A 26,294-nucleotide genomic window follows, 5' to 3' on the forward strand; every position below is an offset into this window, starting at 1 on the left:
CCCGCTCTCCCGCGCCGCCTTCGGTGTGGGGGCACCACATGTGCCCCCACACCCGTGCCCCCCAAACCCGAGCGCGTACACCCACCCGTGCGCACACGCCCCCTCCGGGAACCCTTTTATTCTTAATGTCCGTATGGCGCGTTATCTGGCTGTAATGCCAAGGTAAACTGAGGCCTCAGGGTGTGCCGGGAAGTCTGGTCGGCAACGTCGTCGGCGATCCCGCCTGACGGTCGTCAGCGAGTCGTACCGACCCGGAGGTCCCCGCCGTGGCCGCGCCCCGTCCCCGTAGCAACACCACCGACAACCGCAGGTTCCTCGGACAGCTGTCACTGCCCGAGCGGAACTTCGTGGCGGAGGCGCTGCGCACCGAGACCGTCGGCGGGGTGCTCCTGCTCGCCGCCGCGATCGCCGCGCTGATCTGGGCCAACACCCCCCTGCGGGACAGCTACGCCGGCGTGGGCGACTTCCACTTCGGGCCCGCGGCCCTCGGACTGAACCTGTCCGTACAGCACTGGGCGGCCGACGGACTGCTCGCCGTGTTCTTCTTCGTCGCCGGTATCGAACTCAAGCGCGAACTGGTGGCGGGAGACCTGCGCGACCCGAAAGCCGCGCTGCTGCCGGTCGCCGCGGCCGTCTGCGGAATGGCCGTACCGGCCCTCGTCTACACCCTCACCAACGCCGCGGGCGGGGGATCCCTGGCCGGCTGGGCCGTGCCCACCGCCACCGACATCGCCTTCGCGCTCGCCGTACTCGCGGTCATCGGCACGTCCCTGCCGTCCGCCCTGCGCGCCTTCCTGCTCACCCTCGCCGTCGTCGACGACCTGCTCGCGATCCTGATCATCGCGGTCTTCTTCACCGACACCCTCGACTTCGCGGCGCTCGGCGGGGCCGTCGCCGGGCTCGGCGTCTTCTGGGTGCTGCTGCGCAAGGGCGTACGCGGGTGGTACGTGTACGTGCCGCTCGCCCTCGCCATCTGGGGGCTGATGTACAACAGCGGCGTCCACGCCACCATCGCCGGTGTCGCCATGGGCCTGATGCTGCGCTGCCACCGGCACGAGGGCGAGGAGCACTCGCCCGGCGAGCACGTCGAGCATCTCGTGCGACCCCTCTCCGCCGGGCTCGCCGTACCCCTGTTCGCACTGTTCAGCGCCGGTGTCGTGGTCTCCGGCGGGGCACTGGGGGACGTGTTCACACGGCCCGAGACGCTCGGTGTCGTCCTCGGACTCGTGGTCGGCAAGTCGGTCGGCGTGTTCGGCGGCACCTGGCTCACCGCCCGGTTCACCAGGGCCTCGCTGAGCGACGACCTGGCCTGGCCCGACGTCCTCGCCGTCGCGAGCCTCGCCGGAATCGGCTTCACCGTCTCCCTGCTCATCGGCGAACTGGCCTTCACCGCGGGCCCGGTGCTCACCGACGAGGTCAAGGCCGCCGTCCTGGTGGGCTCGCTCGTCGCGGCCGTACTCGCCACGGCGCTGCTGAAGATGCGCAACGCCAAGTACCGTGCGCTGTGCGAGGCCGAGGAGCGCGACGAGGACAGCGACGGCATCCCCGACATCTACGAGCAGGACAACCCGGCGTACCACTTGCGAATGGCCGAGATCCACGAACGGAAGGCCGCCGAACACCGACGGCTTGCCGAAGTGGCGGGCGGGGCAGGCGAGGAGTACGACCGTCCGGCATGATCTGACCAGACGACACAAACACCCGCAGAAGCCAGACGGTACACACATGCAGAAGAGGGAGTCCGCGATGAGCGCACCCGACGGCAGCCCGGTCGGCGCCGAACGCAGCATCGGCAGGCTGGTCGCCTCGGCGACGACCGAGATGTCCGCACTGGTGCACGACGAGATCGCACTGGCGAAGGCGCAGCTCAAGCGGGACGTCAAGCGCGGCGCGGTCAGCGGTGGCGCGTTCGCGGTGGCCGGAGCGGTACTGATCTTCTCCCTCCCCATGCTGAGTTTCGCCCTCGCGTACGGCATCCGGACCTGGACCGACTGGAACCTCGCGATCTGCTTCGTCCTGTCGTTCGCGGCGAACGTGCTGGTCGCCGCCGTCCTCGCGCTGATCGGCGTGGTCTTCGCGAAGAAGGCCAAGAAGGGCAAGGGACCGCAGAAGGTGGCCGCCTCGGTGAAGGAGACGGCGGGCGTCCTGCAGAACGCCAAGCCGCACCCCCGGCCGGCGCCGGTCGAGGACGCCCTGGAAGCTGTGGCACGCTCATCCTCATGACGGACCCCGCCACACCTTCGGCGCAACCCACCTCGGTCGTACGCCTCGACATCCCCGGCGCCGGAGAGGTGACCCACCGGGACGTCGCCGCCAACGGCGCGCGCTTCCACATCGCCGAGATGGGCGACGGGCCGCTGGTTCTGCTGCTGCACGGATTCCCCCAGTTCTGGTGGACCTGGCGCCGGCAGCTGGTGGCGCTCGCCGACGCCGGGTTCCGGGCCGTGGCCATGGATCTGCGGGGTGTCGGCGGCAGCGATCGCACACCACGCGGTTACGACCCCGCCAACCTCGCGCTCGACATCACCGGGGTCGTACGGTCCCTCGGTGAGCCCGATGCCGCGCTGGTGGGGCACGATCTGGGCGGGTACCTCGCGTGGACGGCGGCCGTGATGCGCCCCAAGCTGGTGCGCCGGCTCGTCGTCTCCTCGATGCCGCACCCCCGGCGCTGGCGCTCCGCGATGCTCTCCGACGTCAGGCAGACCTCCGCGAGCTCGTACATCTGGGGGTTCCAGCGGCCATGGATTCCCGAACGCCAACTCGTCGCGGACGACGGTGCCCTGGTGGGCCGTCTGCTGCGGGAGTGGTCGGGGCCGCGGCTCCCGGACGACGAGGCCGTGGACACGTACCGCCGCGCCATGTGCATCCCCTCCACCGCGCACTGTTCCATCGAGCCGTACCGGTGGATGGTGCGGTCCATGGCCCGCCCGGACGGCATCCAGTTCAACCGGCGTATGAAACGGCCCGTCCGGGTGCCGACGCTGCATCTGCACGGTTCGCTCGACCCCGTCATGCGCACGCGCAGTGCGGCGGGCTCCGGGGAGTACGTCGAAGCGCCGTACCGCTGGCGCCTGTTCGACGGTCTCGGGCACTTCCCCCACGAGGAGGACCCGGTGGCTTTCTCGACCGAACTCGTCAACTGGCTCAAGGATCCCGAGCCCGACCGGTAGGTCGTTTTCAGCCAGTCGACGGCCCTCTTCGGTGACCGCCCGATGGCGCCCGGTACGCGAAGGGGAACGCGTGTCCTACGAACGGCCAAATGCCTCGCGCATAGGCCAATTGGGGGCCCGGGACGCGGTTATCGACCTTGAGGCAGGGGCAGACGTCGGGGTATGGGCTGGACGCACGACTACAGTGACGCACCACGCAACCGCCGCTCGGCCACGGGCCTGAGCTCCCATCAGAGGGGCACCCCGCAGCTGCCGGGCACAGGCCTCCAGGTGGGGATCCCGCGCATTCTGCGCCGTCGGGCCCGCTGGGTCTCGGTGCGATTGCGCCATCCGCGCGGCTGATCCGCCGCCACCTCCGCCGGCCCGACCACCCCGGCCGGCGGACCGATTCGAAGGTCGCCGTCAGAGCGCGCAGCTGTCGCTGTCGACCTGCTGGTTGGCCGTACGGCCCTGGGTGACGTCCGGCTGGACCTCGTCCGCGGTGAGGGCGTACCCGGTGTTGGCGTCGTCGAGGGACTTCGCGAAGACCACTCCGTACACCTTGCCGTCGGGCGTGAGCAGCGGGCCGCCGGAGTTCCCCTGACGGACCGTCGCGTACAGCGAGTAGACGTCTCGGCGCACGGTCTTGCGGTGGTAGATGTCCGGGCCGTTGGCCGTGATCCGGCCGCGCACGCGTGCCGGCTGGACGTTGTACGCGCCGTTCTGCGGGAAACCGGCGACGATCGCGTTGTCGCCGCTGCCCGCGTCCCGGGTGGTGAACTTCAGGGCGGGCGCGTTCAGGTTCGGTACGTCGAGTACGGCGATGTCGCGCTCCCAGTCGTACAGGACGACCTTCGCGTCGTACTTCCTGCCCTCGCCGCCGATCTGGACGGTGGGCTCGTCGACGCCTCCGACCACGTGCGCGTTGGTCATCACGCGACGGTTGCCGAAGACGAAGCCGGAGCCCTCCAGGACCTTGCCGCAGCTCTGCGCGGTCCCCATCACCTTGACGATGGAATTCCGCGCGCGGACGGCGACGGGGCTGTTCGCGAGCGCCGGGTCGGGCGGCTGGACATCGGTGATCGGTTCGTTCGCGAACGGGCTGAAGACCTGGGGGAAACCGTTCTGCGCGAGGACCGAGGAGAAGTCGGCGAACCAGGTGTCGGCCCGGGAGGGCAGCGCGCGGGAGACGCCGAGCAGCACCTTCGAGCCGCGGACCTCCTTGCCGAGCGTCGGCAGCGTCGTGCCGGCCAGGGCCGAGCCGATCAGCCAGGCGACCAGGAGCATCGCGACGACGTTGACCAGGGCGCCGCCCGTCGCGTCCAGGGCGCGGGCCGGGGACCAGGTGATGTACCGGCGCAGCTTGTTGCCGAGGTGCGTGGTGAGGGCCTGGCCGACGGAGGCGCAGACGATCACGACGACCACCGCGACGACGGCGGCGGTCGTACTCACCGTGGCGTCGTCGGTGAGGGCGGCCCAGATGACGGGAAGAAGGTAGACGGCGACAAGACCGCCGCCCAGGAAGCCGATCACCGACAGGATGCCGACGACGAAGCCCTGGCGGTAGCCCACGATCGCGAACCACACGGCGGCGACCAGCAGCAAGATGTCCAGCACGTTCACGAACGACACCCTGTCACGCGCGCCAGTCGAGCGGGACCTGCTTCTCGCGGTCCCAGGGCAGCTCCCAGCCCGCGAAGTGCAGCAGACGGTCGATGATGCCCGCCGTGAAGCCCCACACCAGGGCCGATTCGACCAGGAATGCCGGACCTCGGTGGCCGCTGGGGTGCACGGTCGTAGCCCGGTGGGCGGGGTCCGTGAGATCCGCCACGGGGACCGTGAAGACCCGGGCCGTCTCGGCCGGATCGACCACGCCGACCGGGGTCGGCTCGCGCCACCAGCCGAGGACGGGCGTGACCACGAAGCCGCTCACCGGGATGTAGAGCCGGGGCAGCACACCGAAGAGCTGGACGCCGCCGGGGTCGAGCCCGGTCTCCTCCTCGGCCTCGCGCAGCGCGGCGCGCAGCGGCCCGTCGGTCTTCGGGTCGCCGTCCTCGGGGTCCAGGGCGCCGCCGGGGAAGGAGGGCTGTCCCGCGTGCGAGCGCAGCGAGCCGGCGCGCTCCATCAGGAGCAGCTCGGGGCCGCGGGAACCCTCGCCGAAGAGGACGAGGACGGCGGACTGCCGTCCCGCGCCGTCGGCCGGCGGCAGGAAACGGCTCAACTGGAGCGGCTCCACCGTCTCGACGGCGTGCACCACCGGGTCGAGCCAGGCGGGCAGGCCGTCCTTGGTCACCAGCACGGGGGCGCCGCCCGGCGCCGCTCCACGCGTCGCGTGTGCGCCACGCGCGGTGTGCGCGCCGGGCATTGCGTGTGCGCCGGGCTCGCCGTGCGTTCCGCCGGTGCCTGGCTCGTCGTACCTGTCGATGTCGTACGTCTCCATGTGCCTGCTCTGTGTATCGCCGGCGTGCGTCCTCGCCGCCCCCGTTCCGTTCTCCCCCACTCCGGCCGGTGCCGTGCCCGCCGTCATCCGGCGCCCAGCGGAGGTGCCGGAATGCCACCCGCGTCGAGGTAGGCCTGCGGGGGGTTGAGGCGCTGACCGGGGTAGCCGCCCTTCTCGTACTTCAGGAGCTTGCGCGCCTTCTCCGGGTCCGTCTCGCCCTCCCCGTACGCCGGGCAGAGCGGGGCGATGGGGCACGCGCCGCACGCGGGCTTGCGGGCGTGACAGATGCGGCGGCCGTGGAAGATCACGTGATGGGAGAGCATCGTCCACTCGCTCTTCGGGAAGAGCGCGCCGACGGCGGCCTCGATCTTGTCGGGCTCCGTCTCGTCGGTCCACTCCCAGCGGCGCACGAGTCGCTGGAAATGCGTGTCCACGGTGATGCCGGGGCGTCCGAAGGCGTTCCCGAGCACCACGAAGGCCGTCTTGCGGCCCACGCCGGGGAGTCTGACGAGGTCTTCGAGGCGGCCGGGCACCTCGCCCCCGAACTCCTCAGCCAACGCCTTGGAGAGCCCTATCACCGACTTGGTCTTGGCCCGGAAGAAGCCCGTCGGCCGCAGGATCTCCTCGACCTCCTCCGGATTCGCGGCGGCGAGATCCTCGGGGGTGGGGTACTTGGCGAAGAGCGCCGGCGTCGTCTGGTTCACCCGCAGGTCGGTGGTCTGCGCCGACAGGACCGTGGCGACGACCAGCTGGAAGGGATTCTCGAAATCCAGTTCCGGGTGGGCGTACGGGTAGACGTCGGCGAGTTCGCGGTTGATACGGCGGGCTCTGCGGACGAGGGCGGTCGACGGCTCGGCGACGGGCGCCTTCTTGGCGACGGGCTTGGCGGCGGCCGTCTTCTTCACGGCGGCCGTCTTCTTCACGGCGGCCTTCGAGGGCGCGGCCTTCGAGGTGGTGGCCTTCTTGGCCGTTGCCGTCACCTTCCTGGCCGTTGCGGTCGTCTTCTTCGTCGTGGCTGTCGCCTTTTTGGCGGCCTTCTTCGCCGTCGGTTTCACCGGCGTCGAATCTGTCACCTTTGTCGTTTTCGTGCTTCCATCGGGGCGCTGTTCGCCCACAGCGGAATCGCGACGTACAGCCACCCGCCCAGCCCCCTTGGCCTGTGCTCTCACCGGCGATTTGGACACCCGGCCAGCCTAGAGCCCAGCACCGACATCCGCCCCGGACCCAGAAGATCAGCCTCCAATTGGCCCCCTGCCGCACTGCCCGCGACGCCCGTGCGGCAGACTTGTGACTGATCACACTGTTTGGACCGTCCAGCAAGATGGGGAACACGCTCCCCTGGTACCACGGGGGAGCAAGATCCCCTGAGCAGGTCGACAAGGAGAGAACTCGTGGACGACGTTCTGCGGCGCGCCCCGCTCTTCGCGGCGCTCGATGATGAGCAGGCGGCGGAACTCCGCGCCTCCATGAGTGAGGTGACGCTCGCACGCGGCGACGCTCTCTTCCACGAGGGCGACCCCGGAGACCGCCTCTACGTGGTCACCGAGGGCAAGGTGAAGCTCCATCGCACCTCCCCCGACGGCCGGGAGAACATGCTGGCCGTCCTCGGCCCCGGTGAGCTGATCGGCGAGCTGTCGCTGTTCGACCCGGGCCCGCGCACGGCGACCGCCACCGCGCTGACCGAGGTCAAGCTGCTCGGCCTCGGCCACGGCGACCTCCAGCCCTGGCTGAACGCGCGGCCCGAGGTGGCCGCCGCCCTGCTGCGCGCCGTCGCCCGGCGCCTGCGCAAGACCAACGACCAGATGTCCGACCTGGTGTTCTCGGACGTGCCCGGCCGGGTGGCCCGCGCGCTCCTGGACCTCTCCCGCCGCTTCGGCGTGCAGTCGGAGGAGGGCATCCACGTCGTGCACGACCTGACGCAGGAGGAGCTGGCCCAACTGGTCGGCGCGTCCCGCGAGACGGTCAACAAGGCACTCGCCGACTTCGCGGGCCGCGGCTGGCTCCGCCTGGAGGCCCGCGCGGTGATCCTGCTGGACGTGGAGCGCCTCGCGAAGCGTTCACGCTGACCGCGTCGCCGTCCGGACCTGAGTGAGCGCGTGGGGCCCCGCCGTACGGCGGGGCCCCACGCGTGTCCCGCTCTCGCGCGAGGAGCTCACGGAGGTGGGCCGGACGGACTCCGGACGCCGGACGGACGTCACGGCGCCCTCGCGAGCGGCCGCCGAGGAGTCCCCGCGGATCGACGGCGGCGGCACGCTGCCGGGGAGCCGTGGGCGCCCGCTGAGCGACCCGGAGAGGTACACCCCGGGCCGGTTCCCGGCCGGTTCACCGCCTGCCTCTGTGCGGCCCCAGGGCGGGGACCAGGCCCTGCCTCTGTACGCCCTTCCTGGGCGGGGACCGGGCCGCGTACCCGCCGCGTCGGCGGCCCGTGCTGCTGCGGGTCGCGCGACGGGCCGCCACCAGTCCGGCGGTCGAGGCGGCTGGGCGGCTGGGCCTAGATCAGACCGTGCTCCCGCAGGTAGTCCATCTGTGCCCGGACGGAGAGTTCGGCGGCGGGCCACAACGAGCGGTCCACGTCCGCGTAGACGTGCGCGACGACCTGGTGCGGCGACACGTAACCGCTCTCGACCGCCGTCTCGACCTGGGCCAGGCGATGGGCTCGGTGGGCGAGGTAGAACTCGACCGCGCCCTGGGCGTCGTCGAGCACGGGCCCGTGACCGGGCAGGACCGTGTGCACGCCGTCGTCGACCGCGAGCGAGCGCAGCCGCCGCAGCGAGTCGAGATAGTCGCCCAGGCGGCCGTCAGGATGGGCCACCACGGTCGTACCGCGGCCCAGGACGGTGTCACCCGTCAGCACGGCCCGATCGGCCGGGAGATGGAAGCACAGCGAGTCGGCGGTGTGCCCGGGGGTCGGGACCACGCGCAGTTCGAGGCCGCCCACGGTGACGACGTCGCCCTGCGCCAGTCCCTCGTCCCCGAGCCGCAGCGCCGGGTCCAGGGCCCGCACCTTCGTCCCCGTCAGCTCGGCGAACGACGCGGCGCCCTCCGCGTGATCGGGGTGCCCGTGCGTCAGCAGGGTCAGCGCGACCCGCTTCCCGGCCTTCTCGGCCGTGTCGAGGACGGCGCGCAGGTGCACGTCGTCCAGTGGTCCCGGGTCGATCACCACGGCGAGCTCGGAGTCCGGCTCCGAGACGATCCACGTGTTGGTGCCGTCCAGGGTCATCGCGGACGCGTTGGGGGCCAGTACGTTCACGGCGCGCGGGGTGGCGGGGCCGGAGAGGGTCCCGCCCCGCGGCCGGCCGGGAAGGGCGGCGGCGTCGGTCATGCCGGGGCTCCGCCGGTCGGGACGTGCTTGGTGAACTCGTCGTGACCGGGCCAGGCGAGGACCACTTCGCCGTTCTCCAGACGGGCCCTGGCCAGGACGGGCGTGAGATCGCGGGCGGGCGCGGCGGCGAGGACGTCGGCCGCGCTGTCGTACGGGATGAGCTGGCGCAGGGTGGCGACGGTGGGCGGCATCATCAGGAGCTCGCCCTTGTCGTAGCCGGCCGCCGCTTCCGCGGGGCGGATCCACACGGTGCGGTCGGCTTCCGTGGAGGCGTTGCGGGTGCGCTGGCCCTCCGGGAGGGCGGCCACGAAGAACCAGGTGTCGTAGCGGCGGGTCTCGAACTCCGGGGTGATCCAGCGGGTCCAGACGCCCAGGAGGTCGGATCTGAGGACCAGGCCCCTGCGGTCGAGAAATTCGGCGAAGGAGAGATCACGAGCCACCAGGGCGGCGCGGTCCGCCTCCCACGCGTCGCCGGTGGTGTCGCCGACCACCGTGTCGAGGGTGGGGCCGGCCAGGAGGACGCCGGCCTCCTCGTACGTCTCGCGGACCGCGGCGCAGACGACGGCCTGGGCGGACGTCTCGTCGACGCCGAGCCTGTCGGCCCACCACGCGCGCGTGGGGCCCGCCCAGCGGATCCGGTGATCGTCGTCGCGGGGGTCGACGCCGCCGCCCGGATACGCGTACGCGCCTCCGGCGAAGGCCATGGTGGTGCGTCTGCGCAGCATGTGCACCACAGGGGTGGTGCCGGTGTCCTTGAGCAGCATGACGGTGGCGGCCCGTCTGGGGGTCACCGGTGTCAGTGTGCCCTCCGCGAGCGCGCGGATCCGCTCGGGCCATTCCGGTGGATACCACTGCCCATTCGCCATGGCCGGAGGCTATCCCGAGCCGGGCGAATGTTCGAGGGGCCCAGGTCGATCTGGCTGACCGGGGCCTTTCCTCGCCCCCGCCGCCCTTACCGGCCCCGTCCTCCCCCTGGGTGCTCCGCCCCCAGCCCCCCGCCAGGGGGCGCTGCGCCCCCTGGACCCTCGCCATCGCCCGAAGGGCTCGTCCTCAAACGCCGGACAGGCTGAGGGTGCGGGCCCGCGCCGGATGGTTACGGACGGGCTGGGGATGCCTGCTTGCGCAGGATGGTCACGGACGGGCTGGAGACGCGCACCCTCGCTCAAAGACCGAGGACGGGGTGCGAGGTGGTAGGCCCGCGCTGAAAGAACGGATACGGGGTGCTGAGGGGGCAAGCCCGCGCTGAAAGGTTGCGGACCCGCTGGAGGCACGCGCCCGGGATGAAAGGTGCCGAGCCCGCACCGAAGATCTCCGGCGTGTGCTGACGGTTCCGGCCGGGCGGTACGTCTTTCGGCCCGTCCGGCGTTCGACGACGACGAGGCCGTTCAGGCTGACGCGGGGGTCCGGGGGCGGCAGCCTCCGGGTACCGGCCGGGGCGGCGGGGGGCGGGACCCCTGGGCCGGGGCCACACCCACCGCGACCGCCCGGAGGGCCTACGCCTCCGTCAGCTCCACCTGGATCTCGACCTCCACCGGAGCGTCCAGCGGCAGCACCGCCACCCCGACGGCGCTCCGGGCGTGCACACCCTTGTCACCGAGCACCGCGCCGAGCAGCTCACTGGCACCGTTCACCACACCGGGCTGACCGGTGAAGTCGGCGGCCGAGGCCACGAAGCCCACGACCTTCACGACCCGCGCGACACGGTCCAGGTCGCCCGCGACCGACTTGACGGCGGCCAGCGCGTTCAGCGCGCAGATGCGGGCCAGGTCCTTGGCCTCCTCGGCCGTGACCTCGGCGCCCACCTTCCCGGTGACCGGAAGCTTGCCGTCCACCATCGGAAGCTGGCCGGACGTGTACACGTACACACCGGACCGCACGGCCGGCTGGTACGCGGCCAGCGGCGGGACGACGTCCGGCAGGGTCAGCCCGAGCTCCGCGAGCTTCGACTCGACGGCGCCGCTCATGCCGACCTCTCGCGCTTCAGGTAGGCCACCAGCTGCTCGGGGTTGTTCGGGCCGGGCACGACCTGGACAAGCTCCCAGCCGTCCTCGCCCCAGGTGTCCAGAATCTGCTTCGTGGCATGGACGAGCAGCGGCACGGTTGCGTATTCCCACTTGGTCATGTCGCCGACTGTAGCCGTTGCCGCGGAGGGCCCCGCGCGCACGTTGTCCACAGCCTCCTGCGTACTCCGGCGGCGGACTGGTTAGGCTCGAAGACGTGAGCAGGCTCCAGGTCGTCAGCGGCAAGGGCGGTACCGGCAAGACCACGGTAGCCGCGGCCCTCGCGCTCGCCCTCGCTACAGAGGGCAAGCGCGCCCTCCTCGTCGAGGTCGAGGGCAGACAGGGCATCGCGCAGCTCTTCGAGACAGAAGCGCTGCCCTACGAGGAGCGGAAGATCGCCGTCGCTCCGGGGGGCGGGGAGGTGTACGCCCTCGCCATAGACCCCGAACTGGCCCTTCTGGACTACCTCCAGATGTTCTACAAACTGGGGAGCGCCGGACGGGCCCTGAAGAAGCTCGGCGCCATCGACTTCGCGACCACCATCGCGCCCGGCGTCAGGGACGTCCTCCTCACGGGGAAGGCGTGCGAAGCCGTGCGCAGGAAGGACAAGAGCGGCCGGTTCGCCTACGACTACGTCGTCATGGACGCGCCGCCCACCGGGCGGATCACCCGGTTCCTGAACGTGAACAACGAGGTCGCGGGGCTCGCCAAGATCGGCCCGATACACAATCAGGCGCAGGCCGTGATGCGCGTCCTCAAGTCTCCTGAGACGGCCGTGCACTTGGTGACACTGCTCGAGGAGATGCCCGTCCAGGAGACCGCTGACGGCATCGCCGAGCTGCGGACGGCGAAGCTGCCGGTCGGGCGGATCATCGTGAACATGGTGCGGCCCGCGCTCCTCGACGACGTCGACCTGGAGCTCACGGGTGCCGTGGCCCGCGGTGCCATCGCCAAGTCGCTCTCCGCCGCGGGACTCGGCGGCGCCCGCCGCGGCGGGAACGCCGAGCGGCTCGTGGGCCCCCTCCTGGAGCAGGCGGAGGAGTACGCCGAACGGCACACCCTGGAGCGCGAGCAGCGGGCCGTCCTCACGGAGCAGGGCCTGCCGCTGCACGAGCTCCCGTTGCTCGCCGAGGGAATGGACCTGGCGGGCCTGTACCAACTCGCCAAGGAACTGCGTCAGCAAGGGATCTCATGAGTCCGGACCCGGCCCGCGCCCACGACCCCGCCCGTCCCGGCGACTCCTCCCGGACACGGACACACGATCCGGCCCGGACCGAGGACCCGGCCCGGACCCGGGACCCGGTCCGCGGAATCGGTTCCGCCGGCGTCCTGGACGTCGATCCGCTGCTCGACGACCCCAAGACCCGCATCGTGGTGTGCTGCGGGTCGGGCGGCGTCGGCAAGACGACCACGGCGGCCGCCCTGGGGCTGCGCGCGGCCGAGCGGGGCCGCAAGGTGGTCGTCCTCACGATCGACCCGGCACGCCGGCTCGCCCAGTCGATGGGCATCGACTCACTCGACAACGTCCCTCGCCGGGTGAAGGGCATCGACGACTCCGCGGGCGGCGAACTGCACGCCATGATGCTCGACATGAAGCGCACCTTCGACGAGATCGTCGAGGCGCACGCGGACGGCGAGCGGGCCGCCGCGATCCTGGGCAACCCCTTCTACCAGTCGCTTTCGGCGGGCTTCGCGGGCACGCAGGAGTACATGGCGATGGAGAAGCTCGGGCAGCTGCGGGCCCGGGAGGAGTGGGACCTGATCGTCGTCGACACCCCGCCGTCCCGCTCCGCGCTGGACTTCCTGGACGCGCCGAAGCGGCTCGGTTCCTTCCTGGACGGCAGGCTGATCCGGCTCCTCACCGCTCCGGCGAAGCTGGGCGGCCGCGCGGGGATGAAGTTCCTGAACGTCGGGATGTCGATGATGACCGGCACCCTGGGCAAGCTGCTCGGGGGACAACTCCTCAAGGACATGCAGACGTTCGTCGCGGCGATGGACACCACCTTCGGCGGCTTCCGTACGCGCGCGGACGCCACGTACAAGCTGCTCCAGGCGCCTGGCACGGCGTTCCTGGTGGTGGCGGCCCCGGAGCGGGACGCGCTGCGGGAGGCCGCGTACTTCGTCGAGCGGCTGGCCGCCGAGGACATGCCGTTCGCCGGCCTGGTCCTCAACCGGGTGCACGGCAGCGGCGCCGCCCATCTGTCCGCCGAACGGGCACTCGCGGCCGCGGAGAACCTCGACGCCGCGGCCACCGAGGAGCTCGATCCCGACCCCGCGGAAGATCTTGACCCGGGGGCCGCGGAAAATCTTGACGAGGCCCGCATTGTGGATCAGGAGGGCGGGAAAGCTGGACTTCGTAACTCTCCCGACACGTACGGTAGTTCAGAATCTTCCGCTTCCGCGTCATCGGCTCCCGAAGCTCCAGAAGCTCCCGACGGATCCGTCGAAGGCTCCCCCGCCGCCACGGACACCGACCGGACCGTCGAACAGTTCACCGCAGACCTGCTGAGGCTGCATGCCGAGCGCATGCAGCTGCTCTCCCGCGAGCAGCGCACACGTGACCGCTTCACCGCGCTGCACCCCGAGGTGGCCGTGGCCGAAGTGGCCGCACTGCCCGGCGACGTGCACGACCTCGCGGGGTTGCGGAACATCGGGGACCGGCTCGCGGCCAACCGACCGGAGCTGCCAGGGTCCGGCGCCTGAGGCGACGCCGCGACCACCCGTTACGGGTCCGCTGTGATGGGTCCGTGGGGCCGCCTCCCGGCGGCCCGCGTGACCTTCTGATCCCACCTGTCACTCATGCCGGCCCATGAGCTGCCGTGCGGCTCACGGGTCAACCGCACCCCGTGGACGCCGTACAGGCCCTGGGCGCCGCACAGGGGCGCCCCGAGTGGCCGGGGCTGTGGTTCCGAGGGAAACCCCTCAGCCCACCGCCGCGTAACGCTCGTACACCTCTTCCTCGTCGAGGGGCAGCAGGCCCGCACCGCGCTCGTACTCCGTACGCGCGGTCTCCAGCAGGCGACGCCACGAGGTGACGGTGGGACGCCTGCGCAGCAGTGCGCGACGCTCCCGCTCCGTCATGCCACCCCACACGCCGAATTCGACGTGGTTGTCGAGCGCATCGGCGAGACATTCCGTGCGTACCGGACATCCGGTGCACACTGCCTTCGCCCTGTTCTGCGCTGCTCCTTGAACGAACAGTTCATCCGGATCGGTAGTGCGGCAGGCCGCCTGCGCACTCCAGTCGGTTACCCAGCCCATACCGGCGCCGTCCTCTCCCGAATCGAGGCTCCCCCACGGCGGCAGCGGCATATTCACCGCCGCCAGTTGAGGACGTTACGGAAGGCGGGCACAGCGCAACACCCCCTTCGGGCCCAATCTTGAATGGCCCGAACGGACTATGCGTAAGCGGCAGATCACCCGGGGGAGTGACCTGAGGACATACGTGAGTATCCCGACGAAGCGGGACAGTCCAGTTGAGTCACAACGGACGCCTGGTGACGCATGAGGCTGATTCGGACACGCCTTCCCCAAAAAAGTTGGGGAACATCCGGAACGATTCGGGGGCTCCGGACGTATTGATACGTAGCCGCACTGCTGTGACAGTTGAGAGCAGCTTAGGCCAAGGCATATACGCGTGTCCGGCGAATGAGAACGTAGGCTGCCCTCATGCCAAAGAAGCTCTCGGGCGGTGGTCTGTCGCCCACGCAGCAGGCCGCCAAGTTCCTCGGTGTCAGCGTGCTCGCCGGAGCAGTCATGGCCGGAATCGCGTTGCCCGCCGCGGGCGCGCTGGGCCTCGCGGCCAAGGGTTCCGTCCAGGGGTTCGACGAGATTCCCGACAACTTGAAGAGTCCCGCGCTGAGTCAGCGCACCACCATCCTGGACAACCAGGGCGGTCAGATCGCCACGGTCTACTCGCGCGACCGTACGGTGGTCGACCTCAAGAAGATCTCGCCGTACATGCAGAAGGCGATCGTCGCGATCGAGGACTCCCGCTTCTACCAGCACGGAGCGGTCGACCTCAAGGGCATCCTGCGCGCCGTGAACCAGAACGCGCAGAACGGCGGGGTGGCCCAGGGCGCCTCCACGCTCACCCAGCAGCTGGTGAAGAACTACTTCGTGGAGGAGGCCGGCGACGACCCGACGAAGGTCGCCCAGGCCACCCAGCAGACCCTCGGCCGCAAGATCCGCGAGCTCAAGTACGCGATCCAGCTGGAAGAGAAGCTCGGCAAGAAGAAGATCCTCGAGAACTACCTGAACATCACGTTCTTCGGCGAGCAGGCCTACGGCGTCGAGGCCGCCGCCCAGCGCTACTTCTCCAAGCCCGCCAAGGACCTGAACCTCCAGCAGTCGGCGCTGCTCGCGGGCATCGTCCAGTCGCCCAGCCGCTACGACCCGGTCAACGACGAGGCCGAGGCCATCAAGCGCCGCAACACCGTCCTGCAGCGCATGGCCGAGGTGCACGACATCTCCCCGCAGGAGGCCGACGCGGCCCAGAACGCCAAGCTGGACCTCAAGGTCAGCCAGCCGAAGAACGGCTGCATCACGGCGGTCAAGGGCGCGAGCTTCTTCTGCAGGTACGTGGAGAACGTGTTCCTCACCGACCCGGTCTTCGGCAAGACCAAGGAGGACCGGGCCAAGGTCTGGAACCAGGGCGGCCTGACCATCCGTACGACGCTCGACCCGCAGTCCCAGAAGTCGGTGCAGGACTCGATCAAGTCCCACGTCAACAAGTCGGACTCGGTCGCCACGGCGGCCACGCTGGTCCAGCCGGGGACCGGCAAGATCGTCGGCATGGGCCAGTCGAGGCCGTACGGCTACGGGAAGAACGAGACGGAGTACAACTACTCGGTCGACCGTGACATGGGCGGATCGAACTTCGGCTTCCCGACCGGTTCGACCTTCAAGCCGTTCGTGGCCGCGGCCGCGCTGGAGGAGGGCCTGCCGGCGACGCAGGAGTACTCCGCGCCGTACAAGATGTCCTACCCCAGCCCCGTGCAGACGTGCGGCAAGCCCTGGACCAACCAGCAGAGCGAGACCCTCTCGAACGAGAGCGAGTCGGAGAAGGGCCCGTACCCGCTGAAGACGGCGATGGCCAAGTCGGTCAACACCTACTTCGTGCAGATGATCTCGGACATCGGTATCTGCCCGGTGGTGAAGCTGACCGACAAGCTGCATGTCGTACAGGGCAACGGCGACAAGCTGCCCGAGGTCCCCGCCATCACCCTCGGGTCCAAGGGGATCTCCCCGCTGACCATGGCGAGCGCGTACGCCACCTTCGCGTCCCGGGGCATGTACTGCTCGCCGATCGCCATCGAGTCGATCAGCCAGCAGGTGGACGGCAAGCAGAAGTCGCTGGAAGTACCGAAGTCGACCTGCACGCGGGCCATGTCCGAGACGACCGCGGACACCGTCAACACCCTGCTCAGCGGTGTGATCGACTCCGGTACGGGTCAGCAGGCCGGCCTGACGGACCGGGACAACGCCGGTAAGACGGGTACGACGGACGAGCGCCGCAACGCGTGGTTCGTCGGCTACACCCCGAACCTGGCGGGCGCGGTGTGGGTCGGCAGCCCCAAGCAGAACGTCAAGATGACGAACATCAACATCGGCGGTGTCTACCACTCCCTCGTCTACGGCGGCGAGGTGCCGGGCCCGATCTGGAAGGACGCCATGACGGGCGCCCTCGCGGGCAAGGACTCCCCCTCCTTCAACCTGATCGACATCCCCGATCCGGTGCGGGACCACGACGACGACGGTGGTCCGGACGACGGCGGCCCGGACGACGGTGGCCCGGGCGGCGGCGACGACCGCGGGAACACCATCAGCGGCAACAACGGCAGCAACGGGAACGGCGGCGGAAAGCCGAACCCCACCTTCTCGCTCCCTGAGGGCTTCATCCAGGGGCAGAACGGCACCGGGGGCCGTCACCGCTGACGCTCACTCCGTCAGGGGCGGCCACCACCCCTGACGCTCGCCCCCCCGTCAGGGGACGCACGGAAAAGCCGTCAGGGGACGCACGGAAAAGAGGGACGCCACCACGGTGGCGTCCCTCTTGGCGTGGAGTCCTCAGCCGGCGAGCAGCTCCTTGACCACGGCGGCGACCCGGCCGCCCTCGGCCAGGCCCGCGACCTTCGGGTTGACGATCTTCATGACCTGACCCATGGCCCGCGGCCCCTCGGCGCCCGCGGCCCGCGCCTCCTCGACGGCCTGCCCGACGATCTGCCGGAGCTCCTCGTCGGAGAGCTGCTTGGGCAGGTAGGTGGCGAGGATCTCGCCCTCCGCCTTCTCCCGCTCGGCCGACTCGGGCCGACCACCCTGCGCGAAGGCGTCGGCGGCCTCACGGCGCTTCTTCGCCTCGCGGGTGATCACCTTCTGTACTTCGTCGTCGGAGAGCTCGCGCTTCGTCTTGCCGGCGACCTCCTCCTTGGTGATCGCGGAGAGGGTCAGCCGGAGCGTGGCCGAGCGGAGCTCGTCGCGCTCCTTGATGGCGGCGTTGAGGTCTTCCTGCAGCTTCGACTTGAGCGTGGTCATGCCGACGATTGTCGCAGGTGTGGTGAGACGGCCGCCTGCTGATTTCGGCGCGGGTGCGGGTGTCGACCGTTGGTCTCGACCGTTCGTCTCGACCGCCGGCGCAGGGCGGACGGCGGGCCGCCGGTGCCGGTGCCGGGGTTGTCCACAGGGGGGAACGCGAAGCCGCCGGGGTCTGACACGATGGACGTATGCGCGCACGATACGGAGTACCCCTGGGAATCACGGCGGTGGGCGCCGCCGGACTGCTGTACGCGGCGGGTTTCGAGGCCCGCTCGTTCCGCCTCCGGCGGGTGACGGTCCCGGTCCTGCCGCCGGGCATGCGGCCACTGCGCCTGCTCCAGGTCTCCGACATCCACATGGTGGGCGGGCAGCGCAAGAAGCAGCGCTGGCTGCGCTCCCTGGCCGGCCTGCGCCCCGACTTCGTCATCAACACCGGGGACAACCTCTCCGACCCGGAGGCCGTCCCCGAAGTCCTGGACGCCCTCGGCCCCTTGATGGAGTTCCCCGGCGCGTACGTCTTCGGTTCGAACGACTACTACGGGCCCACGCTCCGCAACCCCGCCCGGTACCTGTTCGAGAAGACCCAGGGCCGTCACGGTCTGAACGGCAACAAGCCGGCCGTCCGCGCCATCCACAACCCGTGGGAGGACCTGCGCGACGGATTCGACACGGCGGGCTGGCTCAACCTCACGAACACCCGGGGCACGCTGAAGATAGAAGGCTCCGAGATCGAGCTGACCGGTCTCGACGACCCGCACATCAAACGGGACCGCTACGCGCGCGTGTCCGGCGGCCCGTCGGAGTCGGCCGACTTCTCCCTGGGCGTGGTCCACGCGCCCTACCTGCGCGCGCTCGACGCGTTCACGGCGGACGGCTACCCCCTGGTCCTCGCCGGCCACACCCACGGCGGCCAGCTCTGCCTCCCCTTCTACGGCGCCTTCGTCACCAACTGCGACCTGGACACGGACCGCGTGAAGGGTCTGTCCACCCACACGGCGGAGGAGCGGACGTCGTACCTGCACGTCTCGGCGGGCTGCGGCACCAGCCGCTACACGCCGGTACGTTTCGCGTGCCCGCCGGAGGCGTCGCTCCTGACACTGGTGAGCCGCTGACGGACCCGATCGGGGCGGGACCTCTGATCACGGACCATGGATCACGTCCCCTCACCACGACCACCTGACCACGCGTCGCCGACCAGACATCGCCGAGCTCGCACTGCCGAGCTCGCACTGCCGACCTCGCACTCCTGAGCTCGCACTCATGACCTCGCGCCGCTGAGCCACCGCTGACCAGCCACGGCTGATCACGCACGGCTGCCTGCGAGGTCGCTCGGGGACTGCGCGGCGACACCGGGCGCGTAACTCCACCAGATGCCCCAAATAGCCCGATTCGCCCGCTCGACTTAGCGTGGGCACATGATCGCCCCGATCCCCAAGGACATACCCGACCTCCCCCCGATCCCGGGTATCGCCGCACTGGCCCCGTACAACGTCCCGTCGACGGCGGTGGTGGCCCCCGTGTACCGCCCGCTGGCGGCGGCCTTCCGCCTCCTGGCCGCCATGACGGCAGCGGCGGGCATCGCCATCGACCTGTATCTGGGCAGCCCGGCACACGTGCTGAGCTACTTCGCCGCCCAGAGCAACCTGCTGGCGGCGGTGGTCCTCGCCGCCTCGGCCCGGCGGGCGTGGATGGCCCGCCGCCCGCTGCCCGCGGCCCTCACGGGCGGCACGCTTCTGTACGTCCTGATCACTGGCCTGGTCTACCACCTCCACCTGGCGAACCGGCCCGGCGGCTTCTCCATGACCGGCGAGACCGCCTCGCTCCACGGCTGGCAGGCGCTCGCGAACCTGGTCCTGTACACCGTGACCCCGGTCGCCGTGGTGATCGACTGGCTCCTGCTGACCCGCCCGGCCCCGCTGGCGATGCGATACGCGACCACCTGGCTCGTCTACCCCCTCGTCTACCTGGCCTTCTGCCTCACCCGCGGCGCGATGCTGTCGCCGGGCACCACGGAGCGCTACCTCTACCCCTTCGTGGACGCCGACCGGCACGGATACGTCGGCATCCTCGGAAACACCGCGATCCTCGGCGTCGCCTTCTACGCCCTGGCCCTCCTGGTCGTCGCCCTGGACCACCTCCGCCCCGACCCACTGCGCCACGGCGGCCGACGCCCCGAAAACCGGATTTCGTCTCCGGCCACCGGTGGGCTAAAGTAAACGATGTCGCCGCGAGAAGCAGCGACGATCGGGGTGTAGCGCAGCTTGGCAGCGCGCTTCGTTCGGGACGAAGAGGTCGTGGGTTCAAATCCCGCCACCCCGACAGCTGGTCAGAGGCCGGTGAGTAAATTTACTCACCGGTCTCTTTCATGTCTGAGGGCCGAAGGGCTCGGGTCACCCCCGAGTGTGTCCGCCTCTGCGTCGCCCCCGGCGACGATCTCGCCCACCGTTTCGGCGCCCCCCGTGATCACCGGCCGGAGCTGCTTCCGATAGGCCGCTTCCGTCGTCGCCTGGCTGCCGTGACCGACCCGCTCCTGCTTCTGCGTCTGCTTCTGCCGGCTCCAACGTTCTTCGAGAACGTCGACCACTTGCTTCGGCAGTGCGATGGTGCGGCGGCTCTTCCTGGTCTTGGTTTCCTCGTGCTTGCGCACTGAGCGCCACACCGCGCCGTGGGATGGCACGCCGCCCTGCGGTGGCAGGACGATGTGGTCCCCCGTGAGGGGTCGTACCCGCTCCGTGCGAGCGCCGGCCGCTGAGGAGCGGGGCCACGAACCGTGAGCCGCGCACGGCGGACAGGACAGCCTTCACCTGTTCCAGGTTCAGGGCTTTAGGGCTTTGCCGGGGCGGCCGGGACGCTCCTCTGGCACGCGAGGAGATCCCGAAGCCGTGACGCCGTGAACGCCGTGACGACGATCGAGGACCTCGGCACCGGCCCGCGCGCGCGTGGCCTGAAGGGCGAAGGGGCGGGCGAGGGCGGCGAGGCGTCTCGGAAGTGGCTTCATCGGGGAGCGCCCGCCACCCCGCAGTGAAATACCAGGTCAGGGACTGGTCCGCATCGCGGGTCGGGTTCCTGAGTGGGTTTCGGAGGGCGCTTGGGGGAAAGCCGGGAAGGGCTCGGTCGGTGTCTCCCCCGAGTGGTCTTCGGTGTCCCGGGAGGAGCGGCGGTCATGTGCCCCTGGGGTTTGTGGCCGCCCAGGGACACCGTGCCGGGCGCCCAACGGTCGTCAGGGGCACCGCGCGTGGCGGGTCACCGCTCAGTGCGCCTCCCCACGGCCACGCCGGTGGCGGGCCGTGGTCTCACAACCGCTTCGCGGTGCGGAACAGCTTCGCGTAGAAGCCGTTGCCGTCGAGGCGTGAGACACCGCCCCCGTCGCCGATCGTCGGGCCGTTCTGCTCCTTGCGGCTGGAGATGAAGACCTTGTGGCCCTCGGTGTCCGGACCCAGGTAGATCGCCGAGTGGTCCATGTGGTTGCTCGTGCGGTGGTCCATCTTGAAGAAGAGCAGGTCGCCGGGTTGCAGGACGTCGATGTTGTTCGGCCGCTCGTACCAGGGGCTCGGGCCCTGGAGCTTGATGATGTCCACGCCCTCCTTGCCGCGGGCCATGCCGTCGGCGGTGCGCGGCAGCCCGTCGCCCTTGCCGTTGCTGGACATCAGCGGGTACCGGGCGCGGTAGCCGTACACCAGTCGCAGATAGCCGGAGCAGTCCACCGACCGCAGCCGGTCCTTCTGCGGGTAGGTCGTGGTGCCGTCCCGGAAGGTGTACGGGATGCCCAGGTAGTCGTAGAAGTCCGTCTGTTCGTAGCGGTCGACGCCGTCGGCCTTGAGGGGACCGTAGAAGGCGTGGCCCTCGTACTGGATGCCCTGGTCGTCCTTCTTGACCGGGGCGCCCTGGATGTACTGGAAGGCGAACGCGAAGATGTCGTCCTCCTCGCTGCCGTAATACTGCTTGAACCAGTCCTTGAACCACTGCTGCTTCTCGGAGCCCTTGGTCCACGACTCCGGCATGAGGCGCACCCAGTCGTCGGTCGCCACCTTGGTGTTGGTGGTGGCCGGTTCGGCGAAGGTCCGCGTCGGGCCCTTGAGGGTCGCGGTACGGGCGCCGTCCGTGAAGGTGGCGATGACCGCGCCCTTGCCGTCGCGCAGGACCGAACGCGCCGGGTTGTTCAGCCGTTCCCAGGTCTGCTTGCCGGTCGCCTTGCCCGAGGTCTGCAGGTTCTCGGTGATCGCCTGGGCGGCCGGGACCTTGGCCTGCTCGTCCTTGCGCAGTTCGTAGGTGAAGTAGGCGCTGCCCGCGAGCAGCGCGAGGACCGTCACCGCGTGGACGACGGGGCGGCCTTTGCGCTTCGGCATGGTGGGTGCTCCAGGAGTACGTGAGGTGAGGGGGTTCAGGCGGACGGCATGGCGCCCAGGAGGATGCCGGCGGTCAGCACCACATAGGTGGCGAGGGTGACCGATCCGACGGACAGCAGGGTCGCGCCCTTGGGCTGACGGACCATCTGGTAACCGATCAGGCCCGGGACGATGAAGCCGAGGGTCTGGTTGGCGTACAGCAGCGGGAACTCCATCTGGAGCACGATGATCACCGTGGCCTGGATGAGCACGCCGCTGAGTACCACGGCGGCGAACAGCCGCTTGCCGTACAGGATCACGAACTTCTGCATGAGCAGCGTGGCGAGGTAGGTCAGCACGGTCACGCCCACCACCAGCGCGGCTCGCTGGAGGTCCTCGATGAGGGTGAGCGCGAGCCAGCCAGGTGTGATCATGCCGCCCGGGGACAGGTTGGTCGTCAGGTAGCACATCAACGAGAACATCAGCCCCAGACCGATGCCGATCGCGGCGATCTCGGGGGTGAGGACGGAGGGGATCAACGCTGTTCTCCTGGGCTGTGCCACTGCTGGCTGTCGTCGGCGGAAGGCTGCGGAGGGATACGGGGTTGGAACATGCCCCGGGGTGGGGCCTGCCCGGCCGGCGGGCGGTCGTCGGGACGCGTCCCCCGCGCGGTGGGGGCGGGCTGGTCGCCGTGGTGCGGCTGGGGCTGGGGCTGGGCCTGCGGCCACGTGCCGTTGGCGTGACCCTGGTCCTGCGGTGCCCGGCCCTGCTGGTGCTGTGGCGTCCGGCCCGGCTGGTCCTGGACCACCCCGCCCGGCTGCCGCGGGTGTACGGGGTCACGCCGTGCGCCGGGGGCCTGCTGGGGCTGCGGCCTTTGCGCGTAGCGCGACTCGTACGCCTCCGAGTAGCCCTGGTACGGGTCGATGCGGGGCGCGTACAGCTGCACGGTCTCGACGTGCTCGCGCACGGCGGGGGCCGGCTCGGGCTTACCGGCCGCGGCGGTGGGCGTCGGCTCGTCGGCGCTCTCGTCGGGCGGCAGTTCGGCGAGATGCTCCAGCAGGATCTCGCCCTGGCCGTGGATGTTGCCGATCGCGACCAGCGAGGAGTCCGGACCGAGCTGCTCCAGCAGCAGGGCCATGAACTCCTCCGGATCGCGCTTGTCGCCGCCGAGGTCGACGGCGCGCGAGCGGAACTCGGCGGGGATGGCGTCGATGGCGGACTTGGCCGGGTGGCCGATCACGAAGACGCGCTCGGGGTCGAGCTCGGGGATGATCTCGCCCATCTGCCCGTTGCGCTCGACGCGGTCGGGACGGCAGTTGATGACCACGTTGAGCGGGCGGTGGATGACGCCGAGGTCGAGCAACTGGTTGATGTTCATCAGCGTCGACTCGGGGTCGTTGGCCGCGAACACGTTGGCGAAGCGCATCTTCTTGCCCTCGGGCGTCAGATAGCGCTCGACGGAAAGGACACCGGGGTCCGGCGGGGCCTCGTACATGCCCTGGAGGGCCGTCTGGCGGTCGACGCCGAGGAGTTCGGCGACGGTGAGCGCGATGGCCACGTTCTCCTTGAAGGTGAACCAGCTGAAGCCGCGCAGTTCCTCGTCGCTGACCATTTCCGGGTCCGCGTAGATCAGCTCGCAGTTCCGGGAGTCCGCCTCCTCCTGGAGGATGTCGAAGCGGTCCTTCTCGGCGGTGACACAGATGCCGTCCTCCGGCATGGAGCGGCACAGCGAGCGCGCCACGTCGTCCAGGGTGGGACCCATCTCCGCGAGGTGGTCCTCGCGGACGTTGCACAGCACGCCGATGGTGGAGCGGATCAGCTTGGACTGGTTGATCTCCTGAAGGGCCGGCATGACGGCCATGCACTCGATGACCAGCGCGTCCGGCTTGTACGCGGCCGCGCGCCGCACGATGCCGATCTGCTCGACCACGTTGGCGATGCCGAACTTGCGGTAGACCGGCTCCTCGGTGGCGTCCGGGTGGATGAACCGGGCCGCGGTCCCGGTCGTCTTGGCGACGGTGACCAGGTCACCGCCGCGCAGCGCGCCGGCGCAGAGCCGGGTGATGGAGGACTTGCCGCGGATGCCGTTGACCAGGACCCGGGCGGGTATCTGGTCCAGGTTGGTGAAGTGCCGCCGCTGCTCCACGATGCCCGCTATGAGCAGAATCGCGCAGCAGATCAGCAGCACGCTGTAGAGGAAGAGCACGGGTGATCAGTTCCTTGTGTACTGCTGGGGCGGGTACGACTGGGGAGTTTCCCGCGGCGGCTCCTGCCGCTGCGGGGCGGACGGCGGGGCCGGGCTGCGGCCGGGCTGTTGCCGGCGCTGGTCCTGCACCTGCTGCCGGATGAGTTCCACGGAGCGGGTGACGGCTCCGACCTCGTCGTGGTGCTGGGGGAAGAGCACGGTCTTGCGGTCGCCCCCGGCCAGCGCCTCGGCGCGGTCGGCCAGGGTGCGCAGCGGCCGCGCGACCACGATGTGCAGCCAGCCCAGACAGGCGGCGGCCGCCGCGGCACCGAGCAGTCCGGCGAGGACCGTGCGGTTCTGGGCGTTGTACTCGGGGATGTCGAGGCGGTCGACCCGCTGCCAGCTGACCACGCTCCAGCCGAGCGTCTCGGCCGAACCGGTCCCGGAGAACGGCGCGGCGGCGGCGATCCGGACCCCGTTCTCGCGGTAGAGCACGCCGTTGGGGCGGGGCTTCTTGCCGAGCGTCTGGGCGCTGGCCGCGACGAGGTCGCTCAGGTGGTGGTCGGGCAGTGACTGGAAGGCGAGGAAGCCGGTGTTGCCGGCGATGATCTTGTTCTGGTCGTCCACGAGGCGGACGACGCCGAGACCGGGCCGGGTCAGCAGCGCGTTGAGGAACTCGACGCGGAACTCGCCGACCAGCCGGGCTCCCTTGCGGCCCGGGATCTCGGCGGCGGCGACGACCACGGGCTCCTTGCCGCCATGGCCCAGCAGCCGGATGGGGACGCTGGAGACCCGCTTGGACTGGATCACCTTGGGCTTCTGGCCCTCGCGGGCCTGGATCTCGCCGGAGGAGTCGACGACGTAGAGCGAGCGGTAGCGCCGGTTCTCGTCGTACGTGCGTTCCAGGACCTTGCCCATGTCCTCGGGCTCGGTCCGGTCGCCGATCAGGGACGCGACCGACTGGAGGTCGGCGTCACCCTCGTTGAGCGCGCGGCGCACCCGGTCGCTGAGCGTGTCGGTGCGTTCGCGCTGGTCGTCGACGAGTTGCCGGGGGACGACGGCCGTGCTGTCGGCGCGGTTGACCAGCAGCATCAGCGGCGCGGACCAGGCCAGCAGCAGCACCGCGCAGACCGCGAGGAGGGCACGGGTGCCCACCCGGCGCACTCCTCGCGGACGCGGGGCCGGGCCGGAGTCCTCGGTGGCCTCGCCGAGCAGTTGTCGGCGCAGCCGTTCCAGCGCGTTGCCGATGCGATGTGCCTCGCCGTAGCCGGGCACGGTGACGGCGCGGGCCAGATCGCCGCGGGTGAGCCGGCGGGACTCCAGGAACAGCCGGATCAGCGGGCGCTGCACGGTGGCCAGCAGGACGGTCACGGCCAGTGCGCCGACCACGAGCAGCGCGGCGGCAGCCAGCAGACCGAACACCGGGGAATGGGCCCGGCTGGACTCCTCGGTGACCTTGACCATGGCCACGACGGACAGGCCGAGCCCGGCGGCGGTGGTCTTCTCGCCGGGCTGGGGTACCGCCAGCGTGGCGTATCCGGCCACGGAGCGGTCACTCAGCAGCATTCCGCCGAGCAGGCTGCCGCTGACGCCCTGGTACCCACTGGTGCCGGGCGCCTTGGTGCTGCGCGGATCCCGCCGGGCCTGGACCGCGGCCTGCCGGGCGAAGGCGTCGAGCTGTTTGCGGGAGGCCGTGAGGTCCTTGCGGTCGATGCTGTTGCGCGCCGACTCCGGTGCGGCGATGCCGTCGCTGCTGAGGGTCGTACCGCCGGCGTCGACCACGGCGATCGAGCGGAACTGGCCGAGGCTGATGCCGGGGAACTTCATGTTCCGGGACGCCACGAGCAGCAACTGCGGCTTGTCCGGCCAGGTCAGCAGTCCGAAGGACAGCAGCCGTACCTCGCCGTTCTTCAGCCGGACCATGCGCGGTGACAGCCCGTTCTCACCGCCCAGCGAGGAGGTGTCCACGTCGGTCAGCGGCACCGTCTCACCGCGGGCGGCGACCAGCTTCCCGGTGCGGATCTCGACGACGGCGGTGCCCATCCACTTCTGGTAGGTGTTGCCGAGCTTGTCGAGGACGGCGTCGCCGGAGACCGGCTGCCCGGCGCTGAACAGCGCGGCGGAGCGGGTGACGTCGGTGACGGATTCGTCGATGGAGGCGCGCAGCGCGATGGCGCCGTCCTCGGCGAAGTGCTGCTGGGACGTCAGCACCGCCTTGGGCACCCCGGCGTTGTCGACGCGGCCGAGCACGAGTGCCGTGACGGCGGCGAGCGACAGCAAGAGCACCGACAGGACCGCGATCGGTGGGCGAATGCCACCGATCAGCGACATATCGGCAC

General features: G+C 70.3%; 24 protein-coding genes and 1 tRNA gene. 11 read left to right on the top strand and 14 right to left on the bottom strand.

Features of this window, described 5'->3' with window-relative positions:
• Window positions 1–266: 266 nt before the first annotated feature.
• The 4 genes from nhaA to GFH48_RS39205 all read left to right on the top strand — a co-directional run bounded on the left by nhaA (window position 267) and on the right by GFH48_RS39205 (window position 3,512).
• Window positions 267–1,679: a Na+/H+ antiporter NhaA gene (nhaA, locus tag GFH48_RS18935; protein ID WP_153289395.1), complete on the top strand. Its 1,413-nt coding sequence runs from the start codon at window positions 267–269 to the stop codon at window positions 1,677–1,679.
• A gap of 67 nt (window positions 1,680–1,746) precedes the next feature.
• Window positions 1,747–2,223 carry a phage holin family protein gene (locus GFH48_RS18940; RefSeq protein WP_153289396.1) on the top strand — a complete coding sequence of 159 codons (477 nt, stop codon included), beginning with the start codon at window positions 1,747–1,749 and terminating at the stop codon, window positions 2,221–2,223.
• Window positions 2,220–3,170 carry an alpha/beta fold hydrolase gene (locus GFH48_RS18945; RefSeq protein WP_153289397.1) on the top strand — a complete coding sequence of 317 codons (951 nt, stop codon included), beginning with the start codon at window positions 2,220–2,222 and terminating at the stop codon, window positions 3,168–3,170. Before GFH48_RS18940 ends, GFH48_RS18945 begins: the two co-directional genes overlap by 4 nt.
• Before the next feature lie 162 nt (window positions 3,171–3,332).
• Window positions 3,333–3,512 (top strand): hypothetical protein, encoded by a 180-nt coding sequence (locus GFH48_RS39205; protein ID WP_153289398.1) that lies wholly within the window; start codon window positions 3,333–3,335, stop codon window positions 3,510–3,512.
• A gap of 60 nt (window positions 3,513–3,572) precedes the next feature.
• On the opposite strand, the gene GFH48_RS18955 is transcribed toward GFH48_RS39205, so the two are convergent.
• The 3 genes from GFH48_RS18955 to nth form a co-directional block, all read right to left on the bottom strand.
• Window positions 3,573–4,772 carry a MarP family serine protease gene (locus GFH48_RS18955; protein ID WP_153289399.1) on the bottom strand — a complete coding sequence of 400 codons (1,200 nt, stop codon included), beginning with the start codon at window positions 4,770–4,772 and terminating at the stop codon, window positions 3,573–3,575.
• 13 nt (window positions 4,773–4,785) lie between these two features.
• Entirely contained in the window at window positions 4,786–5,514 is a 729-nt protein-coding gene (locus GFH48_RS18960) for an NUDIX hydrolase (protein WP_228121360.1), read from the bottom strand.
• Between the two features lie 158 nt (window positions 5,515–5,672).
• Complete coding sequence (gene nth, locus GFH48_RS18965; protein ID WP_228120687.1) at window positions 5,673–6,662, bottom strand: endonuclease III; 990 nt, start codon at window positions 6,660–6,662, stop codon at window positions 5,673–5,675.
• A 318-nt stretch (window positions 6,663–6,980) separates the two neighbouring features.
• Here nth and GFH48_RS18970 point away from each other — a divergent pair, with 318 nt between their 5' ends.
• Complete coding sequence (locus tag GFH48_RS18970; protein WP_006382668.1) at window positions 6,981–7,655, top strand: Crp/Fnr family transcriptional regulator; 675 nt, start codon at window positions 6,981–6,983, stop codon at window positions 7,653–7,655.
• Between the two features lie 425 nt (window positions 7,656–8,080).
• Here the strand turns inward: GFH48_RS18970 and GFH48_RS18975 are convergent, their stop codons facing one another.
• The 4 genes from GFH48_RS18975 to GFH48_RS18990 all read right to left on the bottom strand — a co-directional run bounded on the left by GFH48_RS18975 (window position 8,081) and on the right by GFH48_RS18990 (window position 11,033).
• The gene (locus GFH48_RS18975; protein WP_153289400.1) at window positions 8,081–8,911 is read right to left on the bottom strand and encodes an MBL fold metallo-hydrolase; all 831 of its coding nucleotides are present in this window, start codon (window positions 8,909–8,911) and stop codon (window positions 8,081–8,083) included.
• Window positions 8,908–9,777, bottom strand: coding sequence for an NUDIX hydrolase (locus GFH48_RS18980; RefSeq protein ID WP_153289401.1), 870 nt, complete (start codon window positions 9,775–9,777; stop codon window positions 8,908–8,910). Before GFH48_RS18980 ends, GFH48_RS18975 begins: the two co-directional genes overlap by 4 nt.
• A 627-nt stretch (window positions 9,778–10,404) precedes the next feature.
• Complete coding sequence (locus GFH48_RS18985) at window positions 10,405–10,875, bottom strand: RidA family protein (RefSeq protein WP_153289402.1); 471 nt, start codon at window positions 10,873–10,875, stop codon at window positions 10,405–10,407.
• The gene (locus tag GFH48_RS18990) at window positions 10,872–11,033 is read right to left on the bottom strand and encodes a DUF4177 domain-containing protein (protein ID WP_143608830.1); all 162 of its coding nucleotides are present in this window, start codon (window positions 11,031–11,033) and stop codon (window positions 10,872–10,874) included. The genes GFH48_RS18985 and GFH48_RS18990 overlap by 4 nt, the downstream gene beginning before the upstream one ends.
• A 95-nt stretch (window positions 11,034–11,128) precedes the next feature.
• Between GFH48_RS18990 and GFH48_RS18995 the strand changes: the two genes are divergently transcribed.
• On the top strand, window positions 11,129–12,106 hold the full coding sequence (locus tag GFH48_RS18995; protein WP_153289403.1) for an ArsA family ATPase: 978 nt from the start codon (window positions 11,129–11,131) through the stop codon (window positions 12,104–12,106).
• Window positions 12,103–13,614: an ArsA family ATPase gene (locus tag GFH48_RS19000; protein WP_153289404.1), complete on the top strand. Its 1,512-nt coding sequence runs from the start codon at window positions 12,103–12,105 to the stop codon at window positions 13,612–13,614. The genes GFH48_RS18995 and GFH48_RS19000 overlap by 4 nt, the downstream gene beginning before the upstream one ends.
• A 219-nt stretch (window positions 13,615–13,833) precedes the next feature.
• Here GFH48_RS19000 and GFH48_RS19005 read toward each other — a convergent pair whose 3' ends face one another.
• Window positions 13,834–14,172 (bottom strand): WhiB family transcriptional regulator, encoded by a 339-nt coding sequence (locus GFH48_RS19005; RefSeq protein ID WP_194280865.1) that lies wholly within the window; start codon window positions 14,170–14,172, stop codon window positions 13,834–13,836.
• A gap of 408 nt (window positions 14,173–14,580) precedes the next feature.
• On the opposite strand from GFH48_RS19005, the gene GFH48_RS19015 reads away from it, so the two are divergent.
• On the top strand, window positions 14,581–16,848 hold the full coding sequence (locus GFH48_RS19015) for a transglycosylase domain-containing protein (RefSeq protein WP_153289405.1): 2,268 nt from the start codon (window positions 14,581–14,583) through the stop codon (window positions 16,846–16,848).
• Between the two features lie 132 nt (window positions 16,849–16,980).
• Here the strand turns inward: GFH48_RS19015 and GFH48_RS19020 are convergent, their stop codons facing one another.
• Window positions 16,981–17,445 (bottom strand): GatB/YqeY domain-containing protein, encoded by a 465-nt coding sequence (locus tag GFH48_RS19020; protein WP_153289406.1) that lies wholly within the window; start codon window positions 17,443–17,445, stop codon window positions 16,981–16,983.
• Between the two features lie 188 nt (window positions 17,446–17,633).
• On the opposite strand from GFH48_RS19020, the gene GFH48_RS19025 reads away from it, so the two are divergent.
• The 3 genes from GFH48_RS19025 to GFH48_RS19035 all read left to right on the top strand — a co-directional run bounded on the left by GFH48_RS19025 (window position 17,634) and on the right by GFH48_RS19035 (window position 19,764).
• The gene (locus GFH48_RS19025; RefSeq protein WP_153289407.1) at window positions 17,634–18,557 is read left to right on the top strand and encodes a metallophosphoesterase; all 924 of its coding nucleotides are present in this window, start codon (window positions 17,634–17,636) and stop codon (window positions 18,555–18,557) included.
• Between the two features lie 303 nt (window positions 18,558–18,860).
• Window positions 18,861–19,661 carry a Pr6Pr family membrane protein gene (locus GFH48_RS19030; protein WP_153289408.1) on the top strand — a complete coding sequence of 267 codons (801 nt, stop codon included), beginning with the start codon at window positions 18,861–18,863 and terminating at the stop codon, window positions 19,659–19,661.
• 29 nt (window positions 19,662–19,690) lie between these two features.
• Window positions 19,691–19,764, top strand: a tRNA-Pro gene (locus tag GFH48_RS19035).
• 31 nt (window positions 19,765–19,795) lie between these two features.
• Here GFH48_RS19035 and GFH48_RS19040 read toward each other — a convergent pair.
• The 5 genes from GFH48_RS19040 to GFH48_RS19060 form a co-directional block, all read right to left on the bottom strand.
• Window positions 19,796–20,092, bottom strand: a complete 297-nt coding sequence (locus tag GFH48_RS19040) for a site-specific integrase (RefSeq protein ID WP_153289409.1) — start codon at window positions 20,090–20,092, stop codon at window positions 19,796–19,798.
• Between the two features lie 646 nt (window positions 20,093–20,738).
• Window positions 20,739–21,791 (bottom strand): NlpC/P60 family protein, encoded by a 1,053-nt coding sequence (locus GFH48_RS19045; RefSeq protein ID WP_153289410.1) that lies wholly within the window; start codon window positions 21,789–21,791, stop codon window positions 20,739–20,741.
• Between the two features lie 35 nt (window positions 21,792–21,826).
• On the bottom strand, window positions 21,827–22,309 hold the full coding sequence (locus GFH48_RS19050) for a poly-gamma-glutamate biosynthesis protein PgsC/CapC (RefSeq protein WP_053655665.1): 483 nt from the start codon (window positions 22,307–22,309) through the stop codon (window positions 21,827–21,829).
• On the bottom strand, window positions 22,306–23,976 hold the full coding sequence (gene pgsB, locus GFH48_RS19055) for a poly-gamma-glutamate synthase PgsB (RefSeq protein WP_153289411.1): 1,671 nt from the start codon (window positions 23,974–23,976) through the stop codon (window positions 22,306–22,308). The genes GFH48_RS19050 and pgsB overlap by 4 nt, the downstream gene beginning before the upstream one ends.
• Before the next feature lie 6 nt (window positions 23,977–23,982).
• Window positions 23,983–26,286 carry a HAMP domain-containing protein gene (locus tag GFH48_RS19060; RefSeq protein WP_153289412.1) on the bottom strand — a complete coding sequence of 768 codons (2,304 nt, stop codon included), beginning with the start codon at window positions 26,284–26,286 and terminating at the stop codon, window positions 23,983–23,985.
• Window positions 26,287–26,294: the final 8 nt, after the last annotated feature.

The organism is Streptomyces fagopyri, from assembly GCF_009498275.1.
GTDB lineage: Bacteria > Actinomycetota > Actinomycetes > Streptomycetales > Streptomycetaceae > Streptomyces > Streptomyces fagopyri.